Genomic DNA, 18918 nt, shown 5'->3' with positions numbered 1-18918 from the left:
CGAAAGGATCTTGCCGTGAAGGCCCCTGACCCGGCGACCGAGAGCTTCGTCGCCCACCGCAACCTGCTCTTCACCGTCGCCTACGAGATGCTCGGATCGGCGGCCGACGCCGAGGACGTCCTCCAGGAGACCTGGCTGCGATGGGTGGAGGTCGACTTGGAGCAAGTCCAGGACCGACGGGCCTACTTGGTCCGCATTACGACCCGGCAGGCCCTCAACCGGCTGCGCACCATGCAGCGCCGCAGGGAGGCGTTCGTGGGCCCGTGGCTGCCCGAGCCGATGCTCACCGCCCCGGACGTGGCCGAGGACGTCGAACTCGCCGAGAGCGTGTCGATGGCGATGATGCTGGTCCTCAAAACACTGGCGCCGACCGAGCGCGCCGTCTTCGTCCTGCGCGAGGTCTTCGACGTCAGCTACGACGAGATCGCCGCGGCCGTCGACAAGACCCCCGCGGCCGTCCGCCAGATCGCCCACCGCGCCCGCAAGCACGTCGACGCCCGCAGCCCCCGCCAGGTGGTCTCCCTGAGCGAGACCCGGGCCGCCCTGGACTCGTTCCGGCGCGTCCTGGAAACCGGAGACCTCCAGGGCCTCCTCGACGTCCTCGCCCCCGAGGTCGTCCTCCTCAGCGACGGCGGCGGCATCAAGCAGGCCGCGGTACGCCCGATCACGACCGCCGACAAGGTGGCCCGCTTCATGATCGGCGGCCTCGGCAGGCACCAGAACCTGGTCACCGTCACCCCCACCGTGGTCAACGGCGCCCCGGCCCTCCTCGTCCACTTGGACGGAGAGCTCGACGGCGTCCTGGCGGTCCGCGTCGAGGGTGCCCTCATCGCCAGCCTCTACTACGTCCGCAACCCCGAGAAGCTGTCCCGCGTGGGGTCCGAGAATCCGCTCACCCTCCGCTGACCCACCCCCTGCGCCCGTGGCTCCGCCGTCGATACGTGGCGGGGCTCGGTCCGCGCAGGGTCAACGGCCCGCTGCGACCCCGTCCAGGAACGCGCTCCAGCTCGCGGGCGCCACCGCCAGCTCGGGTCCCGCCGTCACCTTGGAGTCCCGTACGTGGACGACCGCGGGGCAGGCGGCCACCTCGACGCACTGGCCGCCCTCGCCGCCGCTGTAGCTGGACTTCCGCCAGGTCAGGGCGACTTCGATGCAGTTGCCGCCCTCGCCGTCGCTGTAACTGCTTTTGAACCAGGCCAGGTTCGTGGTGTTCATCGTGTCTCTCCCAGCATCTTCTCGATCATGTCGAGGGACTCGTCCGGCGTGAGCGCCTGTGCCCGGATAATTCCATAGCGCTCCGCCATGATGCGTACCTGATCGGGGTCGGTGATCAGGTGGGGGCGGCCGTACGCCTCGTGGTAGGCAATCTGCTGACGCCCCTTGGGGTGCAAGAGGGTGAAGGAGCCGCCCATGGCGGCGTGTGCACCCTGCTTGTACGGCATCACCTGGAGCTCCACCGTGCGTAACCGGCCGACTTCCAGGAATCGCAGGAGCTGGCCATGGTGGACGTCTGATCCGCCAACGGCCCGTTCCAACAGGTTGTAGTCGAGGACGAAGCTGAATGTAGGGGAAGGCCAGCGTTCGAAGATCTGCTGGCGGGCCAATCGGTCCTGCACCCGCCTTTCGATCGTTTCCACGTCCAGAAGCGGGCGGCGTTGAGTGAAGATCTCTCGTGCGTGGCCCTCGGTTTGCAACAAGCCCGGTACTCCTTGTTGCCCGTACTCATGCAGCGCCTGCGTAGCCGCCTCAGCCTCCGCATAGCTCCGGAACCAATCCGGATGCCGGGTCCGCGCCCGCTTCAACGCCTCCCTCACCTCCGGCACCGCCACCCGCAGGACCCCCCGCGCGCCCAGCACGGCGTCCGCCCGCTCCAGGAGGTCCGGTTGGGGGGTGCGTACGCCGCGTTCGATCGCGCCGATCAGGTCCTCGCCGACGTGGAGGCGCGCGGCGAGTTCCTTCTGGTGGAAGTCGGCGGCCTCCCGCAGTGCCTTGATCTGTTTGCCCAGGGCGCGGAACAGGTGTGCCGTGCCGTCCGCCTCCACCGGGCGTTCGGGTCGTTCCTCGTGCTCCGACAGGTCGTTCATCGGCTGATCCGCCCTCGTCCGTACAGCCCGTACACGAAGGGGTCGGCGCACGTACGGATCACCGTCGTAGCGCCGCCGCTTCTGGAAAGGGTAGAAGCGGACCGCCACGCTCGGTGAGGTGACGACCGAAATCAGTGACATGGCAAAGGACTTCCGGCAGCGGTTCAGCTCCACCCGCCGGGGCGCGCGCCTCGCCCGGCGGCTGGCGCGGGCGCAGCTGGACCTCTGGGGCGTGCCCTTCGACTGCGCGCTCTCCGACGACGTCGGGCTCGTCGTCGGTGAACTCGCCGCCAACGCCGTGCTGCACGCGCGGCTCCCCGGCCGGGACTTCGAGCTGCGGATGCGCTACGACGGGCGGGAGAGCGTACGGGTGATGGTGAGCGACGCCGACGGCGACACGGGGCCGCCGCCGGTACCCCCGCACGTGGATCCCTGGTCGGCCGAAGGCGGGCGGGGGCTACGGCTGGTGGCAGCCGTGGCACGGGAATGGGGGGTGGCGCCCCGGCCGCCGGGGAAAACGGTCTGGGCGGAAATCGGCCCCGGGTAGACGGCGCGGCAGCACACCCGATGCCCGACGCGACCCAAAGCAAAGCAAACCGGAAGTCTTCGGGGTGATCCGGTCAAGGCCCGGCACCCCGGTTTCCAACTGTCCGAGGACCGGGGTGGAAGACAAGACGAATGGTGTGCCACATCTCCCGGGGGAACGGCGAGTCGATTCCGAATACCTGATAGACAGTGGATATTCACGGCCCGACCGGCCGGACACCTTTGACGGCTCCTGGGGGGATCGCCGCACTGTGAAGCCGCTTCACCGTCACCTCGTCAACACCTCGCGCAAGGTCCTGTGCACGGCCGCGCTCGCGGCCAGCCTGACCACCGCCGCCGTCGTGACCACTCCGTCGACCGCCGACGCCGGCGAGTCCGAGCCGACGCCCGACAGCCCGCAGGCCGCCGACCGCGGCGACGCCCGGCTGGACCTGCCCGGCGACCTCGCCGATCCGACGCCGGCGCCTGCCGCCGGCACGCCGGAGGGGGCCAGCGGGATACCCGGGACGGCCCTCGACGCCTACCGCCGCGCGGAGGTGGCCGTGGCCGCCGCGCTGCCCAACTGCAAGCTGCCCTGGCAGCTGCTCGCCGGCATCGGCCGGGTCGAGTCCGTCCACGCCTCGGGCTACGGGTTGAAGGCCGACGGGTACACCGAGAAGCCGATCCGCGGTCCCCGCCTCGACGGCAACGGCTTCGCGGAGATCCGCGACACCGACCGGGGCGAGTGGGACGCGGACGTCGTCTACGACCGGGCCGTCGGTCCGATGCAGTTCATCCCGTCGACGTGGGCCGTCTGGGGCGCCGACGGCAACGCCGACGCGAAGCGCGACCCGAACAACATCTACGACGCCGCGCTGGGCGCCGGCCTCTACCTGTGCGCGGGCGACCGGGACCTGTCGGTCGCGGCCAAGCTGGACTCGGCGATCCTCAGCTACAACAACTCCCGCGAGTACGTGAACACGGTGCTCGGCTACATGCGGCAGTACCAGCAGGGCGGCGTCGCCGAGATCCCCAACCCGCCGGCCGGGACCTACCCGACGCCGCCGACGGGCACCCTGCCCACCCCGCAGCCCGCGGCCGCGCGGCCGCCGGTGACGAAGCCGACGACCCCGCCGGTGACGACCCCGCCGGTGACGACGCCGACGACCCCGCCGGTCACGACGCCCACCAAGCCGCCGACGAAGCCGACGGAGCCCGAGAAGCCGGCCCCGCACGTGGCCGAGCTGACCCAGCTCGGCGGCGCGGGGATCACGGCCGAGGCCGGGTCGGCCTTCGCCGGGGCGCCCCGGGTCAAGGTGCTGCTGAGCGACGGCAAGCCGGCCGTCGGCCAGGAGGTCGTCTTCGCGGTAGAGGAGGACACCACGGGCGGTACCGGCTTCGGGACCACCCCGGCGGACTCCCTCGTCGCCAAGACGGACGCGAACGGTGTCGCGTCCGCGCCGGGCCTCAAGGCCGGCGCCAAGGCGGGCACCTTCACGCTGCGGGCCTCGACGTACGACAAGGTGGCGCGGCTCACGGTGAACTTCGCCGGTACGGTCACGGCGAAGCCGGTCGCGGAGCTGCTGGTCCGTACGGACGGCACGAAGCCGCTGGAGGTCGTCGCCGGTACGAGCTTCAAGGGGATCGGGATCCTCGCCACGACCGCGGACAAGAAGCCGGTCGCCGGGACCGTGGCCACCGCCGGGCTGGTCCGGGAGGACCCGAAGAAGCCGGGTACGTGGATCCCGGTGGACCCGGAGACCGCGAAGGGGCCGTACTTCAAGGACGCGGCCGGCGAGCGGACGACCAGCCTGGAGCTGGCCGCCACGGGCGCCGACGGCAAGATCGCCGTGCCGGACCTGATCACGACGGACGTCGCCCCGGGCACGTACCACCTCCGGCTGATCACCCCGGAGAACGTGGTCCTGATCCTGGAACTCAAGATCACCCCCGCCACCACCACCCAGCCCAAAACCCCGGCCTGACCCGGCCCGCAGGGGCGGCGGCACCCCGCCGCGCGCAGCGTAGAGGCCCGCACCGTGACGAACGGTGCGGGCCTCCGCGCTGTCCCCCACCCACCCCGGGAGGGAAAAGGCAGGAGCCCCGCCGTTCTGCTCGCGCAGAGGGGACGGGGCTCCTTGGGTACTGCTTATCCAACCGCGATTAAGGTTGGCCCAGGCGACTAGGCCGGGGTGACGTTCTCCGCCTGCGGGCCCTTCGGACCCTGCGTGACGTCGAAGTTCACCAGCTGGTTCTCCTCAAGGGAGCGGAAACCAGAGGAATTGATCGCGGAGTAGTGGACGAAGACATCCGGGCCGCCGCCGTCCTGGGCGATGAAGCCGAAGCCCTTTTCAGCGTTGAACCACTTCACGGTTCCGGTAGCCATGAGCCCTCCTATGGGCCAAAGGGTCGCCCTGCTCCAGAACCTGCTAAGAAGTCTGAAAACTACAAAAGCCTGCGGGTCACATTCTCCGCAGGCCTCGTACTGCAAGGGAAACCAAACTGCAACTTGCGACGAGCGTAGCACGCACCCCGTGGGTCGGGCCAGAGGGAAAGATCACGTCACTCGAACGTTTGAGGCCCGTCGGAACGCTGACGCGACCCGGGGGCTAGTCTCGCGATGTGGACGTCTACCGCAGCCGGCCCCGCGTCGGCCACATCCAGTTCCTGAACTGCCTGCCCCTCTACTGGGGGCTGGCCCGAACCGGCACCCTGCTGGACCTGGAGCTGACCAAGGACACCCCCGAGAAGCTCAGCGAGCGCCTCGTCGCGGGCGAGCTGGACATCGCGCCGATCACCCTCGTGGAGTTCCTCCGCAACGCTGACGACCTCGTCGCCTTCCCCGATCTCGCGGTCGGCTGCGACGGCCCCGTGATGTCCTGCGTGATCGTCTCGCAGGTGCCGCTGGAGCGGCTCGACGGCGCCCGCGTCGCCCTCGGCTCGACCTCGCGGACCTCGGTACGCCTCGCCCAGCTGCTGCTTTCCGAGAAGTACGGCGTGGAGCCGGACTACTACACCTGCCCGCCCGACCTCGGGCTGATGATGCAGGAGGCCGACGCCGCAGTGCTGATCGGCGACGCCGCGCTGCGGGCCTCCCTGCACGACGCCCCCCGGCTCGGCCTGGCCGTGCACGACCTCGGACTGATGTGGAAGGAGTGGACCGGGCTGCCGTTCGTCTTCGCCGTCTGGGCCGCCCGCAAGGACTACCTCGCCCGCGAGCCCGCCGTGGTGCAGAAGGTGCACGAGGCCTTCCTCGCCTCCCGGGACGTGTCCCTGGAGGAAGTCACCAAGGTCGCCGAGCAGGCGGCCCGCTGGGAGGCCTTCGACGCCGAGCTCCTGGAGCGCTACTTCACCACGCTCGACTTCCGCTTCGGACCCGATCAGCTGGCCGGCGTGAGGGAATTCGCGCGCCGCACGGGACCGACGACGGGGTACCCCGCCGATGTGGCCGTGGAGCTCCTCCCGGCGGCCGTCCCGGAACACTGACCGGATTCAGCGGGGAGCGGCTCCGTGTTCTCCCGGTGGTGACCCCAATCGTCCGGCTCGGGTGAATATGTGATATCCCGCGCATTGCCGACCCTTTCACATTCCGGCGGGCCCGCGCCGGAATGCCCGCAGCAATGGCGGGGAACGCCGGGGGCGGCTGTTCCCGGCTCCCCGCCCAGCGACTAGCCTCAGTTGATCAGTGAGGGCCCGGCGGGCGGGCGGCGCGGCACGCGCCGAGGGTGAGGGGACAGGTCATGCGAGTCCTGGTGACGGTCGTACACGGGGGCACAGCCCCGCAGGACGTCGTGATCAACGCGGACGAGACGGCGACGGCCGGCGATGTGGCGCAGGCGGTGGCCTCGGCCTTCGGCGGCGCCCGCCCCGGGTGGCCCGGCGGCGCCCGCGAGGTGGTCGTACCGCTGCACGCCGGATTCGCGCGCCAGGCGCCTTCCGGACCGGCCCTGTGGGCGGACGGGTACCGGTGCGAGCCGGGCACTCCCGTCGCCCGGATCCTGCGCGACGGCATGCGGGTCTCCGTGGACGACGCGATCGGCCCGCTGCTGCGCCGGGGCGAACCGGCCGGGCGCTACGAACTGCGGATCGCGGCCGGTCCGGCCGCCGGCCGCGTGGTCCGCCTGGGCGTCGGTGCGGCGACCATCGGCTCCGCCCCCACCTGCACGGTTCCGGTGCCGGACGGCGGGCTGGCGCCCGTCGCCGCGCGCGTGACGGTCGACGTCAAGGGGAACGCCACCCTCCAGACGCAGCAGACGACGGGGGTCCTGCTCGACGACGAGGAGGTCCAGGGCGAGACGGCCTGGCCGCTGGGCGCCGTACTGCGGGCGGGGGAATCTCTGTTCGTCCTCGACCACGTCACCGAGCCCGACGCCCACCTGTCCGCCACCGGCGAGGGCGGGCTCGCCTACAACCGCCCGCCCCGGCTGTCGCCGCTGCGGCCCCGGCCCCGGGCGGTCGTCCCCGTCCTGCCGTCGAAGTCGGAGCGGGCCCGCTTCCAGATGATCGCGGCCTTCACCCCGATGATCTTCGGTCTGGTGATGTTCGCCGTCACCAAGCAGATCTACATGCTGCTCTTCTGCGCCATGACCCCGATCATGATGCTCGGGCAGTGGATCAGCGACAACCGCGAGGGCAAGAAGAAGAACAAGAACTCCCTCAAGCAGTACAAGAAGGACCTCGCCGCCTTCGAGGCCGAGCTGCTCCGCCTGGGCAAGCAGGACCAGCAGCACCGGCGGGCCGACAGCCCCGACCCCGCGCAGGTCCTGCTCTTCGCCACCGGACCGCGCCGCCGCCTGTGGGAGCGCCGGATCACCGACGTGGACGCCCTCCAACTGCGCGTCGGCGTCGGCGCGCTCCCGGCCGACGTGGACCTCGTCATGGCCCGCGGCGGATACGCCGAGGACAAGCCGGAACCCCCGCTGCTGGCCGACGTACCGGTCACCCTGCCCCTCGCCGAGCTCGGCGTCATCGGTGTCGCCGGCGACCGCCCCCGCGCCCTGTCCACCGTGCGCTGGCTCGCCGTACAGGCCGCCGTGCTGCACAGCCCCCGCGACCTCTCGCTGGTCGTGCTGTCGTCCGTCCGCGAGGCCGGCGCCGACTGGGCGTGGGCCCACTGGCTCCCGCACGCCACGCCCCAGCTCGGCCAGGACTGCGTCGCCCTCGTCGGCTCCGACTCCGAGGCCATCGCCAAGCGCGTGAACGAGCTCCTCAACGAGCTGGCCCGGCGCAAGGCCGCCCGCGAGGACCACAGCTCCCTCAGCGGCGGCATGGCCCCGGAACCGTTCGTCGTGCTGGTGCTCGACGGGGCCCGGCTGCTGCGCCGCGTCCCCGGGGTGCCGCAGCTGCTCCAGGAGGGCCCGGCCTACGGGATCTTCGCCCTCTGCGTCGACGAGGACGAGCGGGTCCTGCCCGAGGAGTGCGCCGCGGCCGTCGCCTGGACCTACGAGTCGCCGACCCGGGTGCGGCTGCGCGGCGGCGGCCTGGAGGCCGTCGGCGAGGTACTGGCCGACCAGGTCACCGCCGACTGGTGCGAGCTGCTCGCCCGCTCCCTCGCGCCGGTGCGCGACGTGAGCCGCGACGACGCGGGAGGCGCGCTGCCTACGGCGGCCCGGCTGCTGAACCTCCTCGGCATGCCCGACCCGACGGGCACCGACATCGAGCGGATCTGGCGGGCCGGCGGCTCCACGACCTCGGCGCCCATCGGCGTCGCCGCCGACGGAACGTTCACCCTCGACATCCGGCGGGACGGCCCGCACGCCCTCATCGCCGGTACCACCGGCGCGGGCAAGTCCGAGCTGCTCCAGACGATCATCGCGTCGCTGGCCGTGGCCAACCGGCCGGACGCCCTCAACTTCGTCCTCATCGACTACAAGGGCGGCAGCGCCTTCATGGACTGCGCCCGCCTCCCGCACACCGTCGGCATGGTCAGCGACCTCGACGCCCACCTCACCGAACGCGCCCTCGCCTCGCTCGCCGCCGAGCTCCACCACCGCGAGACGATCCTCTTCAACGCGGGCACCAAGGACATCGAGGACTACAACGACACCCGCAAGCTGCGCCCCGAACTGGAGCCGATGCCCCGCCTGGTGCTGGTCATCGACGAGTTCGCCTCGCTGGTCGCCGAGCTCCCCGACTTCATCGCCGGCCTCGTCGACATCGCCCGACGGGGCCGTTCGCTCGGCGTCCACCTGATCCTCGCCACCCAGCGCCCCGCCGGCGTGGTCAGCGCCGACATCCGGGCCAACACCAACCTGCGCATCGCGCTGCGCGTGACCGACGGCACCGAGTCCCAGGACGTCATCGACGCCTCGGACGCCGGCGCCATCGCCAAGTCGACCCCGGGCCGCGCCTTCGTGCGCTCCGGCGCGCAGTCCCTCGTGGGCGTGCAGTCCGCCCGCATCGGTGGTCGGCGCCCGGCCACCGGGAACAGCGGCCCGAAGGCGAACCTGATCCCGCTCACCTGGGACTCGTACAGCCGCCCCCTGCCCCGGGCGGCCGACGCGGACGACGACGGCACGATGGTCACCGACCTCGCCGTACTCGTCGACGCCGTCCGGTCCGGCTCGGACGCGATGGGCTTCCCGCCGCCGCGCAGCCCGTGGCTGGACCCGCTGCCCGAACGGGTCACGCTGGAGGACCTGCCCCCGACGGACGGCCGGCACGCGCCGGGCGACGTCCCGCCGATCGGCTACGCGCTCACCGACCTCCCGGCCCAGCAGGCCCGCGCCGCCTTCGCCCTCGACCTGGTGGGCGGCGAGCACACCATGCTGGCCGGCGGCGCCCGTTCGGGGCGGTCCACCGCCCTGCGCACCCTGGCCGGCGCCCTGGCGCGCGGCAGCGACCCGGGCGAGGTCCACGTGTACGGCATCGACTGCGGATCGAACGCCCTGCTGCCCCTCGTACGGCTCCCGCACGTCGGCGCCGTGGTCAACCGCGACGAGCCCGACCGGGTGCGGCGGCTCATCGAGCGCCTGCTCGCCGAGATCAGCAGGCGCCAGCAACTGCTCGCGATGGAGGGCGCGTCGAGCGCCGCCGAACAGCGCGCGGCAGCCGCGCCCGAGGACCGCCTCCCGTGGATGGTCCTGCTGCTGGACAGCTGGGAAGGCTTCGTCGGAGCCTTCGAGGCCTACAACTACGGCCAGCTGATCGAGATGATGCAGCGCATCTTCCGCGAGGGTTCGGCGGTCGGCCTCAAGGTCGTCATGACCGCCGACCGCAGCGGCCTCAGCGGCATGGTCGCCTCCGCCTTCGTGGACCGGCTCATCCTGCGCTTCGCCGACCCCAACGACTACGCCGTGGCCGGCATCCACCCCCGCGAGGTGCCGAAGAACATGGGCCCGGGGCGTGCGCTGCGCATCACCGACACCGGCATCGACGAGACGCAGATGGCGCTGCTCGACCCGGACCCGTCCGGCCAGACCCAGGTGCGCAAGCTGCGCGAGATAGCGGAGGAGGTGCACGCCCGGTACGGCCGGGTCCCGGCGCACCGCCGCCCGATGCGCGTCGACGCCCTGCCGCCGCGGATCACCGCCGGGGAGGCACTGGCCCTGGACCCGGACTTCACGCCGCCGTCGCCGCTGTGGGCGCTGCTCGCGGTCGGCGGGGACGAGCTGGCCCCGCTCGGCATCGACCTGGAGGAGGCCGGCCCCGGCTTCGTCATCGCCGGCCCCCCGAAGTCGGGCCGCTCGACCGCGCTGGTGTGCGCGTCGGAATCCCTGCTGGCGGCCGGTACCCCACTGATCCTGATCACCCCGCGGCGCTCGCCGCTGCGGGACCTGGAGGGGCGCCCGGGCGTCCTGGGCGTCCTGAACGCGGAGAGCCGCGAGGACGACCTGTCCGACCTGGTGGAGCTGGCGGAGGGACGCCCGTACGTGGTCGTCGCCGACGACGCCGAACTGCTCTACGACACCCGGCTCGACGAGGCGCTGGAGGCCCTGCTGCGCAAGGGTGCGGACGGCGGCCTGGGCCTCCTGACGGCCGGTACGACGGACGCCCTGAACTCGCAGTACCGGGGCTACGTGACCTCGGCGCGCAAGTCGCGCAACGGGCTGCTGCTCACGCCGCAGAGCTCGCAGGACGGCGAGCTGTTCGGCCTGCGCCTGCCGTCGAACACGGGCGGCGGCCCCACGGGCAGCGGCCTGCTCGCGTCGGGCGGATCGTTCATACCGGTCCAGGGCGTGATGCGCGGCTGACCCGCCCGCGGCCGGGTCGCGCGGCGGACCCCCGCGCGGGCGCCCCGTCCACCTTGTCCCGTAACCCGCCCCGGCCGTCGATCAGCTTCGCCAGCTGATCCAGGTCGTCCGGATTCGCCTGTCGCATGGAGCCTCCCCCGAGAACATGCTGTCGATCACTTGATCGTATGCGGCAGGATGGGCCGCCGGGGCTCAACGGGAGGGAATCTCTTGGTGTTCGGGAAGAAGAAGCAGGCCCAGCCCGCTGTCGATCCGGGGCCGTGGGAGCGGATTTCGAAGTTCACGGTCGGGACGGTCACGCGGAACGCCCTGCGTACGGCGAAGCGCGGCGAGGGGCCGCTGGCCGTGCGCGCCTTCAGCTGGGTGGCGGGCGACGTGGAGCGGACCCCGTTCCTGTACGTGGTCCCGGTCGAGCCGGACGCCCCGCCGCGGGCGAAGGGGTTCCGGCTGCACGCGACGCCCGACGCGGCCGGCCCGGCGGTGTGCGCGGTCCTGCCGGACGCGAAGGCCTCGGGGCGGTACCGGGTGACGGACGCGGAAGGCGCCGAGCTGGGGGCGGTGATCCGTACGCCGGTCGCCAAGCGGTCGGTGCAGCACGGGTGGTGGCTGGAGGCGCCCGACCATTCCGAGATCGTGGCCCGATACCACTGGGCCGAGGGAACCGCCTCGGATGTCGGCGAGCGCGCCGCCTTCCAGGTGGTGAAGGTCCCGTTCCTGATGCTTCAAGAGGTGGTCACGCTGGGCATGGGCAGTGAGAGCGACAACTCCTCCACGCCCAAGCCGGACACCTGGCGGTCCGGGGACACCACCGTGATCACGGCCGACAGTCAGTTCGGTGCGCGCTGGTACGCGATCCAGGCGCCGTGGCTGGACCGGCGCCTCGGCTTCGCCCTGGCGGTGCTGCGCGACGGGAACCGCAAGCCGGCGGAGGGCCCGGCGTAGCACGCGCCGCCGGGCGGTGGCCCGGCGGCGCGGTGGTCTAGTAGCCGACGCCGGTGGCCTTGGCCAGGGCGGTCAGGAAGGCCGTACGGTCGTGCGTGGCGATCGTGAGGCCCTTGCCCTCGCGGGTGGTGAGCACCACGGTGTCCATGCCCATCGGCACGGCCCAGCCGCCCCCGACGAGCCTCGGGGCGTTCGACTCCGTCTTGCGCAGGCCGGGAATGCCGTCGATGTTCGACGCCGACGCGGCGTACCGGGTGGCCATACCGGGCACCGCCTGCTGGAGCGCCACCTGGACGGACCCGGGGTGGATGGCGTCGAGCGGGAACCGCTCGCGGCCGACGCGCAGGACGCCCTGCGCGGGGTCGATCCGGATGCGGTGGTAGATCCGCTTCGAGATCGGCACGGCGATGCAGGGCAGCAGGAGCAGCAGGAAGAGCGCCGAGACGGCGAGCCACGGCCCGGTGTCCTCGGGGACCGAGTCCACGCCCATGGCGATGACACCGGCCAGGTAGAGGCCGATGCATATCGCGGACCAGGTCTTCGGGAGCTTCTCGACGTACATGAAAGTCCTTCGGTTCGTCTTGTGTGGAGACGGTGCGTGCGCGGCTACCGGTTGACGGCCTGGATCTCCTGGACGGTGACGTCCTGGGAGGTACCGAAGGTCCCGCTGGGGAGGGCGCCGCCCTGGCCGGTGGAGCTGGTCCACTCGACCTTCCAGGTCACCGTGGCCCGCAGCTTGTGTGGGGCCTTGCCGGCGGTGGACCGGAGGTAGGTGACGCCGCAGGGCGGGTCCTGGTTCGCCCTGTCGGCGCTGAACGGGGCGCCGATGCTGCCGTCGCCGGCGATGGCGCACACGCCGCCGGCCGGGTGGACCCGGGCGTCGGCGGTGCCGGGGTCGAGCTTGAGCGAGACCGGGGTGGCGGTGGTGGTGGCCGACAGGCCGGAGTTCGGGATGCTGGCGGTGACCGAGACGGGACGGAACGTCGACTTGTCGAGCCAGGTCCACGTCGGGAGGTTCACCGTGGACTTGTCGCCCGGCTTCATGGTGATCGTGGTGTCGGGCAGGCGCAGCTCGTCGTACGCGTACTCGGCGAGGACCTTCGGGGTGACGGCGAGGGGCTCCGGGGGAGTCTGGCCGTTGGGCACCCAGAAGGGCAGCTTGTCGCAGGACGTGGCGGCGGGGTCGTCCTTGCGCTTGGGGTTGACGACGGAAGCCCAGAACATGCCCTGGCCTTCCTTGTCCAGGTTGTAGTCCTTGTAGGGCGTGCCGTCCTTGTAGTACCCGTTGAGGAGGGAGGCGAACGCGTCACCGAAGAACGGCAGGCCGTCGATGGCCTTGACCGTGGACTCGATCTGCTTCGGCGAGAAGGCGGGCTCGTACCAGCAGGCGGGCGGAGTCCAGTTGCTGTCCTCGGAGCTGAGCGTCCCGGTCTTGGCCGAGCCGGCCTTCCCGGGGGTGCTGACCTGAATCTTCGTCTCGGCCGTGATGTTCTGGCCGCTCGTACCGCCCTTGGTGCCCCCGCCCCGGTCCGCGTGTGCCGCAGGGGACGTCAGGGCCGTTGCGAGCGCGCCCATGACGAGCACGGCCGCTGCCCTCCGGCTCGTCACGGCTGGCATCCCTGGAACCCCCGCTCCGAGACGGTCTTGGCCGTCTGCCAGACACCCTTGTCGTTCAGCTCGAGACGTTCGTTGTAGAAGACGTAGGACTGCTTGGTGGCGGGGGTGATGTCGACCTTGCCCGTCTTCACGTCCTTCGTGTACCCCTTCGTCTCGTCGGCGCAGTAGGTGATCGCAGCGGCACCGTCCTTGAGGAAGGTGACCTTGCGGGAGAAGTACTTGACCGTGCCCGTCACCGTCTTGCCGTCCTTGAGGAAGCCGTTGATCCACGTGGTGGCGTCCACCAGGGCCGTGTCCTTCGTGTAGAAGGCCAACGCCTCGGACTTGGCGTCCTTGCGGGCGATCGCGTCGTCGACGGCCCGTATGTGCTCGGCACTGTCCCGGAGCACCGCGTCGACCTTCGGGTCGCCGGTGTTCTCGCCCTCGAAGACGAGTACGTCATCCGCGGGCAGGGTGATCTTCGGACGGTTCGCACCGGCCGGGGCGGAGGCGGTGGGGGAGCCGGCGGAGGGGGACGGGCCGCCGTCCACGCCGGGGATCTTGTCGTTCGCCGCCGGCTCGGCGTCTGCGCCGCACGCCGTCATCGTCAGGGAGAGCGTGGCCGCAAGGAGGCCGAGGCCGACCCGGGTTCGCGCATGCATAGTTGACATCCGTAACGTCTGTTGCGACATCGGTCATGGGTTGATCGGACAGTGGCATCGTAGCCACGCGTACTGACAGCTCCGAAGTCAGGCGGGACGTTCGCGAACCGTAAGAAGCCTCCCGGTGGCCGGGAGTGGGGCGCCGCCCGAGCCGTCGATATGCTGAGACGGTTTACGAGACAGCGGGGGAGGCTGCCATGGGTAATCCTGACGTGCAAGAGCTCAACCAGCGGGCCGGCGCACTGAGGTCGCTCGCCGACCACATCGAGAAGCTGATGGATCAGCCGCGCGACTTCAGCATGGGGCAGATGAAGACCTGGGAAGGTCCCAACGCCACAGACGTGCGCGGCAAGTTGAGCACCTGGAAGACGACGTGCGGGACGGTCGCGAAGAGCCTGCGCGAGGAGGCTCAGACCAGCTCCGACCAGGCCAAGGAGCTGCAGAAGCAACCGAAGACCTGACCCACGACGGCGGGGCGTCCACCTGGTTCAGGTGGACGCCCCGCCGCTGTGAGACTTCCGATCCGCGGGACGGATCAGGTGGCGCGCTCGATGTTGTCGGCGCTGGTGGACGCCGACTTGCTGGCGTCGTTGAGGGTGTCGACCCACTTCGAGAACGTCCCGCGGGCGTTCTCCCAGTCCTGGCGGAACTGGTCCGACTTCGGACCCTTCCAGTAGCCGGTGCTACCGGACGTGGACGAGTTCAGGTCACTGATCAACGTCTGCAGGTCGCCCGCTCGGCGGCTGAACAGCTTGGACAGTTCCCTGAGCTGCTTGATATCTGCGCCACGATCCATGGCGGCCTCCCCGTGTAACTGTGAACGACGGACGTTCCGTTCGCATCAACGGACGCTATCGCAACTGTAAGCGAAAAGGATCCCTCTCCCGAACACCCGTCCGTGGCTATGCTGGGCCTCCAAGGGCCGGGCAGGAGGGCCCCCACCGTCTCCGCAGGGTGTCGGTGACCGACGGAACCATGGCGGTGACGAACAGTTGCGTATCGGAACCATTCGGAGGATCTCGTGTGCCGTGCTCGTGGCGGCGACGCTCGCCAGTTGCTCGGCGCTGCCCGGTTCCGGGTCGGATTCGGGGCCGAAGAAGGACGACGTGAGCAAGCCGACGTACCAAGAAGCGCTGGAGGCCATGCTCCCGAGCGTTGAGGAGGCGATGAGGCTGGCGATGCCGGGCATCGAGCCGCAGCAGGGCTCGATGGGCAACGCCGACTGCGGCGGCCCCGACCTCCTCGACGGCAAGGACGCCAGCAAGCAGAGGGCCACGTACAACATCGACCTGACCGGACTGGCCTCGGACGGGCGCTCGCCCGAGGAGCTGGCCAGCGGGGTCGTGAGCCGCCTCAAGAGCCAGGGCGGCTGGACGGCGGGCGAGCGGCAGGACGGAACCCCGGTCGGCTATCCGGACGGGGTGATCAAGTACCTGGAGAAGGCCGGTGCCGGAGGCGTCATGATCATTGCTCACCCCTTCAAGACGACCTCGGGCGCGGTCATCCCCAAGCTCACCGCCGTGATCGACACGGATTGCCTCCGGAACCCGAAGTACTTGCAGGGGTGATCGGTCGCGGGGGCGGTGACTGAGCGGCTCAGTTGGGCTGGTTCGAGGAAGTCTTCTCCTTCCGGTTACCGGCCTCCTTGTCCAGTTCGGTGGCCATCGTCTCCAGGCGCGTCTTTCGGGTGGCGAGTTCCCCGCGTACGTGCGTCGCGGTGGGGCCTTGCCATTGCTCGTTCGTCTTCGCGTTGCGGTCCGCCGCGATCTCGATGGGCTCGTTGAGCAGAGTCCTGAGGTCGTCGGCCAACTTCCGCAAATCGGCCGCTTCGTTGGCCCCCATGGCAAATCGCCCCGTGTCTCTGGTCAGTTGACCGCTTGGCTGGTCATGCAACAGTCCGCAGTACTACGATACGCCGCCATGGCCATGGTTTTTGCGGATCCGGAGATGCTCGACCGACTGGCGAAATCGCTGGACAGCAAAGCCGGTGCGATCCCCCAGTTGAGGAGTAGGGCATCCGCCCTCGACGCGGGTGGGTACGTGTCCGGTCTGCCCGCGATCGCCTCCTGGCTGGGTGACACGGCCAAAGACCTGCGGCGCCGCGCGAACATCCTGCGGTCGCCCTCCGAATCGCCCTTCGATACGCTCGCGGCGTTCGGATTGCCCCCGGGTGTGGCCGGTGACCCGGATGCGGGGAAGAAGCTCCAGACCGACCTGAAGGCGCTCCTCGAAGCCCAGAAGAACGGCACTCCGCAGCAGCGGGCCCAAGCGGTGAAGGACTACTTCGCCACCCTCTCCCCCGCTCAGCAGGCGGCCCTCGCGACCACGGATCCGCTGCTCGTCGGAAATCTGGACGGTGTCCCGGTCAATGTCCGCTTCGCGGCGAACCGGCTGACGATTCAGTCGGAATACACGAAGGAAGCCGCTTACCTGGCGACCCTGAAGCCGACCGACGGGGCGTACAAGCGCACCAAGGAGCGTGTGGACACGCTGCGGAGCTTCATGAACCCGCGGATCAGAACGTTCCTCGACCCGAACACGGGCCAGGTGACGAAGGTGGAAGTCCCTCGGCAATTCCTGGTCTTCGATCCGCACTTCGGCTCGACCGCCGATGCCAAGGCCTCGCCCTTCCCGGACGGCCGCATCGCCGAGGTGGTGGGTGATCTGGGGACGGCGGACAACGTCGCGTTCCGCGTTCCGGGAATTACCAACCGTCTCGACAACTTCAACGGTTTCTCCAGCGGCGGCTACCAACTCGTGGCCGACGAGGCGGGAATCGAGCAGCCGGGTAAGGCGGTGGTCAGCTGGCTCGGCTACGACACTCCCGAACTCGGCGACTCCGTGGACCCGGCCAAGGCCATCGCGGGCGGTTCGGCCCTGAACGCGTTCCGTCAGGGCATATCCGTGAACTTGAAGCCGAACGCCGGGCTGGACATCTTCGCCCACAGCTACGGGACGCTGGTCACGAGCAAGGCGCTGCAGGGCGGCCTGACCAACGTCGACAACGTCACGTTCATGGGCAGCCCGGGCCTCGGCCCCAACATCAACTCCGTCGCGGACTTCAAGATGCCGAACACCAAGTTCTTCGCGATGCGCGCTCCCGGCGACTGGGTCTCGTACACGCAGGGGCACGGCAAGGACCCGGCGGACTTCAAGGACATCACCCGTCTCGCGACCGACGGGGCGCACGGGCACTCGCAGTACTACAACTCCCGGACCGGGTCCCTGGCCAACATGCACCAGATCTTCTTCGGTGGCGGCGCCCAGCCCCTGACCAGGACGAACACCACCCTCGACGACGAGCAGATCGGCGCGGCCGAGGCGCGCGAGATGGTCGGGTTCCTGAACGGGAAGATCCCGCCGGACGTGGTGGTCAAGATGGGCGGGGAACTCAACGGGGCGGTGCAGGACCACTTCGAGGGGCGGACCGGCGCGAAGGACCTCCTGCTGGACGTCCACGCCGTCCTAGGCAAATACAACATGCTGGACCGGCTCCCGCCGGACGAACTGTTCGGCAAGATCAACGACCTCGGGGGCAACCTCGCGTACAAGGAGACGTACAAGGCGGTCAAGGACAAGGGAGCGCCCGACTTCATCGCCGCAGCGGCGGCGAAATCGGCGGAGATCGCCGCGCAGAACACGCTGCACATCGTCACCTGGCCGGTCGTGAAGGCGCTGGAGGTCGACCGGATCGCGAACAACGTGAACCAGCTCGGCGACGTCCTCGACCAGGGGGCCGAGGAGATCGGCGGGCACGTCAGGGAGCTGGGCACGGAGCTCGGACGGGAGGGCGCCGGGATCTACAACGACACCAAGGAACTGACGGGCGGCCTGTTCAAGGACGGCGGGCGGGTCGGTCTGGAGCTCGGCGACACCCTCGTACGGCCGTGGAACGCTGCCGAGAACGTCGGGGACATCTGGAAGATCGCGGACGGGGCGAAGGACAAGCTCTACGACAAGGTCCCGGACATCGCCGGCGGACTGAACGACGCGAAGAACACGATCGTGGACAAGGGCGGGGACATCGCGCGCTCCACGGTCGAGCACGGCAGCAAGGCCCTGGACAAGGGCAAGAACATCGTGGAAGGCGTGGGCAAGTTCATCGGTCTGTAGGGTCGATGCGGGGGTACGCGCAGGGCATCCACACGGACCGGAGGGAGCAGGGATGGGGCAGGACAACGGACGCGTCAGGGACCGCAAGCGACTGGAGAAGGAGGCCGGGGAGGTCCTCAAGGGCGTCCTCGGCGGCGCGGCCACCCTGGTGAACCCGCCCTCGCACCTGGGGCCCGGGACCGTCGCGCTCACCGCCTTCGCCGAGTCCGAGACCCGGTCGGGGGCCGACCTCACGGCCGCCGTGTCCGCGGCGCTGGTCGAAGCGGGCTGGGCGATCCAGGACCCGGAGCGGTCGCCCTCCGCCCCTGCCGCCGGACCCGCGGTGTACGCCGTCCTGCCGGGCCTGGGCAGCGGCTCCTTCGCCGTACAGCCGCCCGCGATCTCCTTCGCCGGCGTGCTGGAACCGGAGGGCGGGGCGTGAGCGGCGGGTCGGACGAGGCCGTGGAAGCGGCCAGGGCCGTCCTGGTCGCCGAGATCCGCGCGGCGATCAGGAGGGCCACGCCGCAGGCCGTCTACCCGGACGCCGAGTTCGAGGGCGGCTCCGCCCGCGTCGCGGGCTGGGACCCGCAGGAGACGCAGTCCAACGACGCTCTGCTGCGCGCGAGTACGGAGTACCTCGCGGAGCACGGCTGGCGCGTGTCCCTGGAGGCCACGGACAGCGACGACCGGTCGGCCGGGGTCGCCAAGGCGGGCGTGGGGCGCGGGCGCCTCTACGCGGCGTCCCGGGGGCTGACGTTCACCGGAAGCGTGACTCCGCTTCGCTGACGCGACGAACGGCCCCGGACTCGTGTTCGCCCAATACCC

General features: G+C 70.5%; 19 protein-coding genes. 11 read left to right on the top strand and 8 right to left on the bottom strand.

The annotated features are described in order from the left end of the window. The first annotated feature begins 15 nt into the window (after positions 1-15). Positions 16-906 carry an RNA polymerase sigma-70 factor gene (locus ACWFQ8_RS03715; protein WP_453784531.1) on the top strand — a complete coding sequence of 297 codons (891 nt, stop codon included), beginning with the start codon at positions 16-18 and terminating at the stop codon, positions 904-906. A gap of 60 nt (positions 907-966) precedes the next feature. On the opposite strand, the gene ACWFQ8_RS03710 is transcribed toward ACWFQ8_RS03715, so the two are convergent. Beyond that, complete coding sequence (locus ACWFQ8_RS03710; RefSeq protein WP_453784530.1) at positions 967-1215, bottom strand: DUF397 domain-containing protein; 249 nt, start codon at positions 1213-1215, stop codon at positions 967-969. Further along, positions 1212-2084, bottom strand: a complete 873-nt coding sequence (locus ACWFQ8_RS03705; protein WP_453784529.1) for a helix-turn-helix domain-containing protein — start codon at positions 2082-2084, stop codon at positions 1212-1214. The genes ACWFQ8_RS03710 and ACWFQ8_RS03705 overlap by 4 nt, the downstream gene beginning before the upstream one ends. Positions 2085-2202: 118 nt before the next feature. Here ACWFQ8_RS03705 and ACWFQ8_RS03700 point away from each other — a divergent pair, with 118 nt between their 5' ends. Then, entirely contained in the window at positions 2203-2631 is a 429-nt protein-coding gene (locus ACWFQ8_RS03700; RefSeq protein ID WP_453784528.1) for an ATP-binding protein, read from the top strand. A gap of 250 nt (positions 2632-2881) precedes the next feature. Further along, positions 2882-4594 (top strand): lytic transglycosylase domain-containing protein, encoded by a 1713-nt coding sequence (locus ACWFQ8_RS03695; RefSeq protein ID WP_453784527.1) that lies wholly within the window; start codon positions 2882-2884, stop codon positions 4592-4594. Positions 4595-4791: 197 nt separating this feature from the next. On the opposite strand, the gene ACWFQ8_RS03690 is transcribed toward ACWFQ8_RS03695, so the two are convergent. Beyond that, on the bottom strand, positions 4792-4995 hold the full coding sequence (locus tag ACWFQ8_RS03690; RefSeq protein ID WP_453784526.1) for a cold-shock protein: 204 nt from the start codon (positions 4993-4995) through the stop codon (positions 4792-4794). Positions 4996-5231: 236 nt separating this feature from the next. On the opposite strand from ACWFQ8_RS03690, the gene ACWFQ8_RS03685 reads away from it, so the two are divergent. From ACWFQ8_RS03685 to ACWFQ8_RS03675, 3 genes are all read left to right on the top strand, one after another. Then, positions 5232-6095 carry a menaquinone biosynthetic enzyme MqnA/MqnD family protein gene (locus ACWFQ8_RS03685; RefSeq protein ID WP_453784525.1) on the top strand — a complete coding sequence of 288 codons (864 nt, stop codon included), beginning with the start codon at positions 5232-5234 and terminating at the stop codon, positions 6093-6095. Between the two features lie 254 nt (positions 6096-6349). After that, complete coding sequence (locus ACWFQ8_RS03680; RefSeq protein WP_453784524.1) at positions 6350-10801, top strand: FtsK/SpoIIIE domain-containing protein; 4452 nt, start codon at positions 6350-6352, stop codon at positions 10799-10801. A 213-nt stretch (positions 10802-11014) separates the two neighbouring features. Next, positions 11015-11743: a hypothetical protein gene (locus ACWFQ8_RS03675; RefSeq protein WP_453784523.1), complete on the top strand. Its 729-nt coding sequence runs from the start codon at positions 11015-11017 to the stop codon at positions 11741-11743. A 37-nt stretch (positions 11744-11780) separates the two neighbouring features. Here the strand turns inward: ACWFQ8_RS03675 and ACWFQ8_RS03670 are convergent, their stop codons facing one another. Genes ACWFQ8_RS03670 through ACWFQ8_RS03660 form a run of 3 tightly spaced genes read right to left on the bottom strand, consistent with a single transcriptional unit; the run spans position 11781 to position 14001 of the window. Next, positions 11781-12305 (bottom strand): hypothetical protein, encoded by a 525-nt coding sequence (locus ACWFQ8_RS03670; protein ID WP_453784522.1) that lies wholly within the window; start codon positions 12303-12305, stop codon positions 11781-11783. 44 nt (positions 12306-12349) lie between these two features. Continuing rightward, the gene (locus ACWFQ8_RS03665) at positions 12350-13360 is read right to left on the bottom strand and encodes a hypothetical protein (protein ID WP_453784521.1); all 1011 of its coding nucleotides are present in this window, start codon (positions 13358-13360) and stop codon (positions 12350-12352) included. Beyond that, positions 13348-14001 (bottom strand): hypothetical protein, encoded by a 654-nt coding sequence (locus ACWFQ8_RS03660; RefSeq protein WP_453784520.1) that lies wholly within the window; start codon positions 13999-14001, stop codon positions 13348-13350. Before ACWFQ8_RS03660 ends, ACWFQ8_RS03665 begins: the two co-directional genes overlap by 13 nt. Positions 14002-14198: 197 nt before the next feature. Between ACWFQ8_RS03660 and ACWFQ8_RS03655 the strand changes: the two genes are divergently transcribed. After that, positions 14199-14462 carry a hypothetical protein gene (locus tag ACWFQ8_RS03655; RefSeq protein WP_453784519.1) on the top strand — a complete coding sequence of 88 codons (264 nt, stop codon included), beginning with the start codon at positions 14199-14201 and terminating at the stop codon, positions 14460-14462. 74 nt (positions 14463-14536) lie between these two features. Here ACWFQ8_RS03655 and ACWFQ8_RS03650 read toward each other — a convergent pair whose 3' ends face one another. Beyond that, the gene (locus ACWFQ8_RS03650; RefSeq protein WP_384535236.1) at positions 14537-14797 is read right to left on the bottom strand and encodes a WXG100 family type VII secretion target; all 261 of its coding nucleotides are present in this window, start codon (positions 14795-14797) and stop codon (positions 14537-14539) included. A 310-nt stretch (positions 14798-15107) separates the two neighbouring features. On the opposite strand from ACWFQ8_RS03650, the gene ACWFQ8_RS03645 reads away from it, so the two are divergent. Beyond that, the gene (locus ACWFQ8_RS03645) at positions 15108-15569 is read left to right on the top strand and encodes a hypothetical protein (RefSeq protein WP_453784518.1); all 462 of its coding nucleotides are present in this window, start codon (positions 15108-15110) and stop codon (positions 15567-15569) included. A 28-nt stretch (positions 15570-15597) separates the two neighbouring features. On the opposite strand, the gene ACWFQ8_RS03640 is transcribed toward ACWFQ8_RS03645, so the two are convergent. Next, positions 15598-15843, bottom strand: coding sequence for a hypothetical protein (locus ACWFQ8_RS03640; protein ID WP_453784517.1), 246 nt, complete (start codon positions 15841-15843; stop codon positions 15598-15600). 78 nt (positions 15844-15921) lie between these two features. Here ACWFQ8_RS03640 and ACWFQ8_RS03635 point away from each other — a divergent pair, with 78 nt between their 5' ends. From ACWFQ8_RS03635 to ACWFQ8_RS03625, 3 genes are read left to right on the top strand one after another with little or no spacing between them, the layout of a single operon-like run. After that, entirely contained in the window at positions 15922-18114 is a 2193-nt protein-coding gene (locus ACWFQ8_RS03635; RefSeq protein ID WP_453784516.1) for an alpha/beta hydrolase, read from the top strand. Positions 18115-18166: 52 nt separating this feature from the next. Next, on the top strand, positions 18167-18535 hold the full coding sequence (locus ACWFQ8_RS03630) for a hypothetical protein (protein ID WP_453784515.1): 369 nt from the start codon (positions 18167-18169) through the stop codon (positions 18533-18535). After that, positions 18532-18879 (top strand): hypothetical protein, encoded by a 348-nt coding sequence (locus ACWFQ8_RS03625; protein WP_453784514.1) that lies wholly within the window; start codon positions 18532-18534, stop codon positions 18877-18879. The genes ACWFQ8_RS03630 and ACWFQ8_RS03625 overlap by 4 nt, the downstream gene beginning before the upstream one ends. The last annotated feature ends 39 nt before the right edge of the window (positions 18880-18918 follow it).

Source organism: Streptomyces sp. NPDC055254, assembly GCF_053606025.1.
The sequence above is the reverse complement of the archived record's forward strand: the minus strand, read 5'-3'. Positions and strand labels throughout refer to the sequence as shown.

Coding starts and splice junctions, on each gene's coding strand:
- ACWFQ8_RS03680 (WP_453784524.1), top strand. CDS start 6,350: ATGCGAGTCCTGGTGACGGTCGTACACGGGGGCACAGCCCCGCAGGAC.
- ACWFQ8_RS03655 (WP_453784519.1), top strand. CDS start 14,199: ATGGGTAATCCTGACGTGCAAGAGCTCAACCAGCGGGCCGGCGCACTG.
- ACWFQ8_RS03640 (WP_453784517.1), bottom strand. CDS start 15,843: ATGGGGGCCAACGAAGCGGCCGATTTGCGGAAGTTGGCCGACGACCTC.
- ACWFQ8_RS03665 (WP_453784521.1), bottom strand. CDS start 13,360: ATGCCAGCCGTGACGAGCCGGAGGGCAGCGGCCGTGCTCGTCATGGGC.
- ACWFQ8_RS03660 (WP_453784520.1), bottom strand. CDS start 14,001: ATGCATGCGCGAACCCGGGTCGGCCTCGGCCTCCTTGCGGCCACGCTC.
- ACWFQ8_RS03690 (WP_453784526.1), bottom strand. CDS start 4,995: ATGGCTACCGGAACCGTGAAGTGGTTCAACGCTGAAAAGGGCTTCGGC.
- ACWFQ8_RS03705 (WP_453784529.1), bottom strand. CDS start 2,084: ATGAACGACCTGTCGGAGCACGAGGAACGACCCGAACGCCCGGTGGAG.
- ACWFQ8_RS03710 (WP_453784530.1), bottom strand. CDS start 1,215: ATGAACACCACGAACCTGGCCTGGTTCAAAAGCAGTTACAGCGACGGC.
- ACWFQ8_RS03635 (WP_453784516.1), top strand. CDS start 15,922: ATGGCCATGGTTTTTGCGGATCCGGAGATGCTCGACCGACTGGCGAAA.
- ACWFQ8_RS03650 (WP_384535236.1), bottom strand. CDS start 14,797: ATGGATCGTGGCGCAGATATCAAGCAGCTCAGGGAACTGTCCAAGCTG.
- ACWFQ8_RS03670 (WP_453784522.1), bottom strand. CDS start 12,305: ATGTACGTCGAGAAGCTCCCGAAGACCTGGTCCGCGATATGCATCGGC.
- ACWFQ8_RS03630 (WP_453784515.1), top strand. CDS start 18,167: ATGGGGCAGGACAACGGACGCGTCAGGGACCGCAAGCGACTGGAGAAG.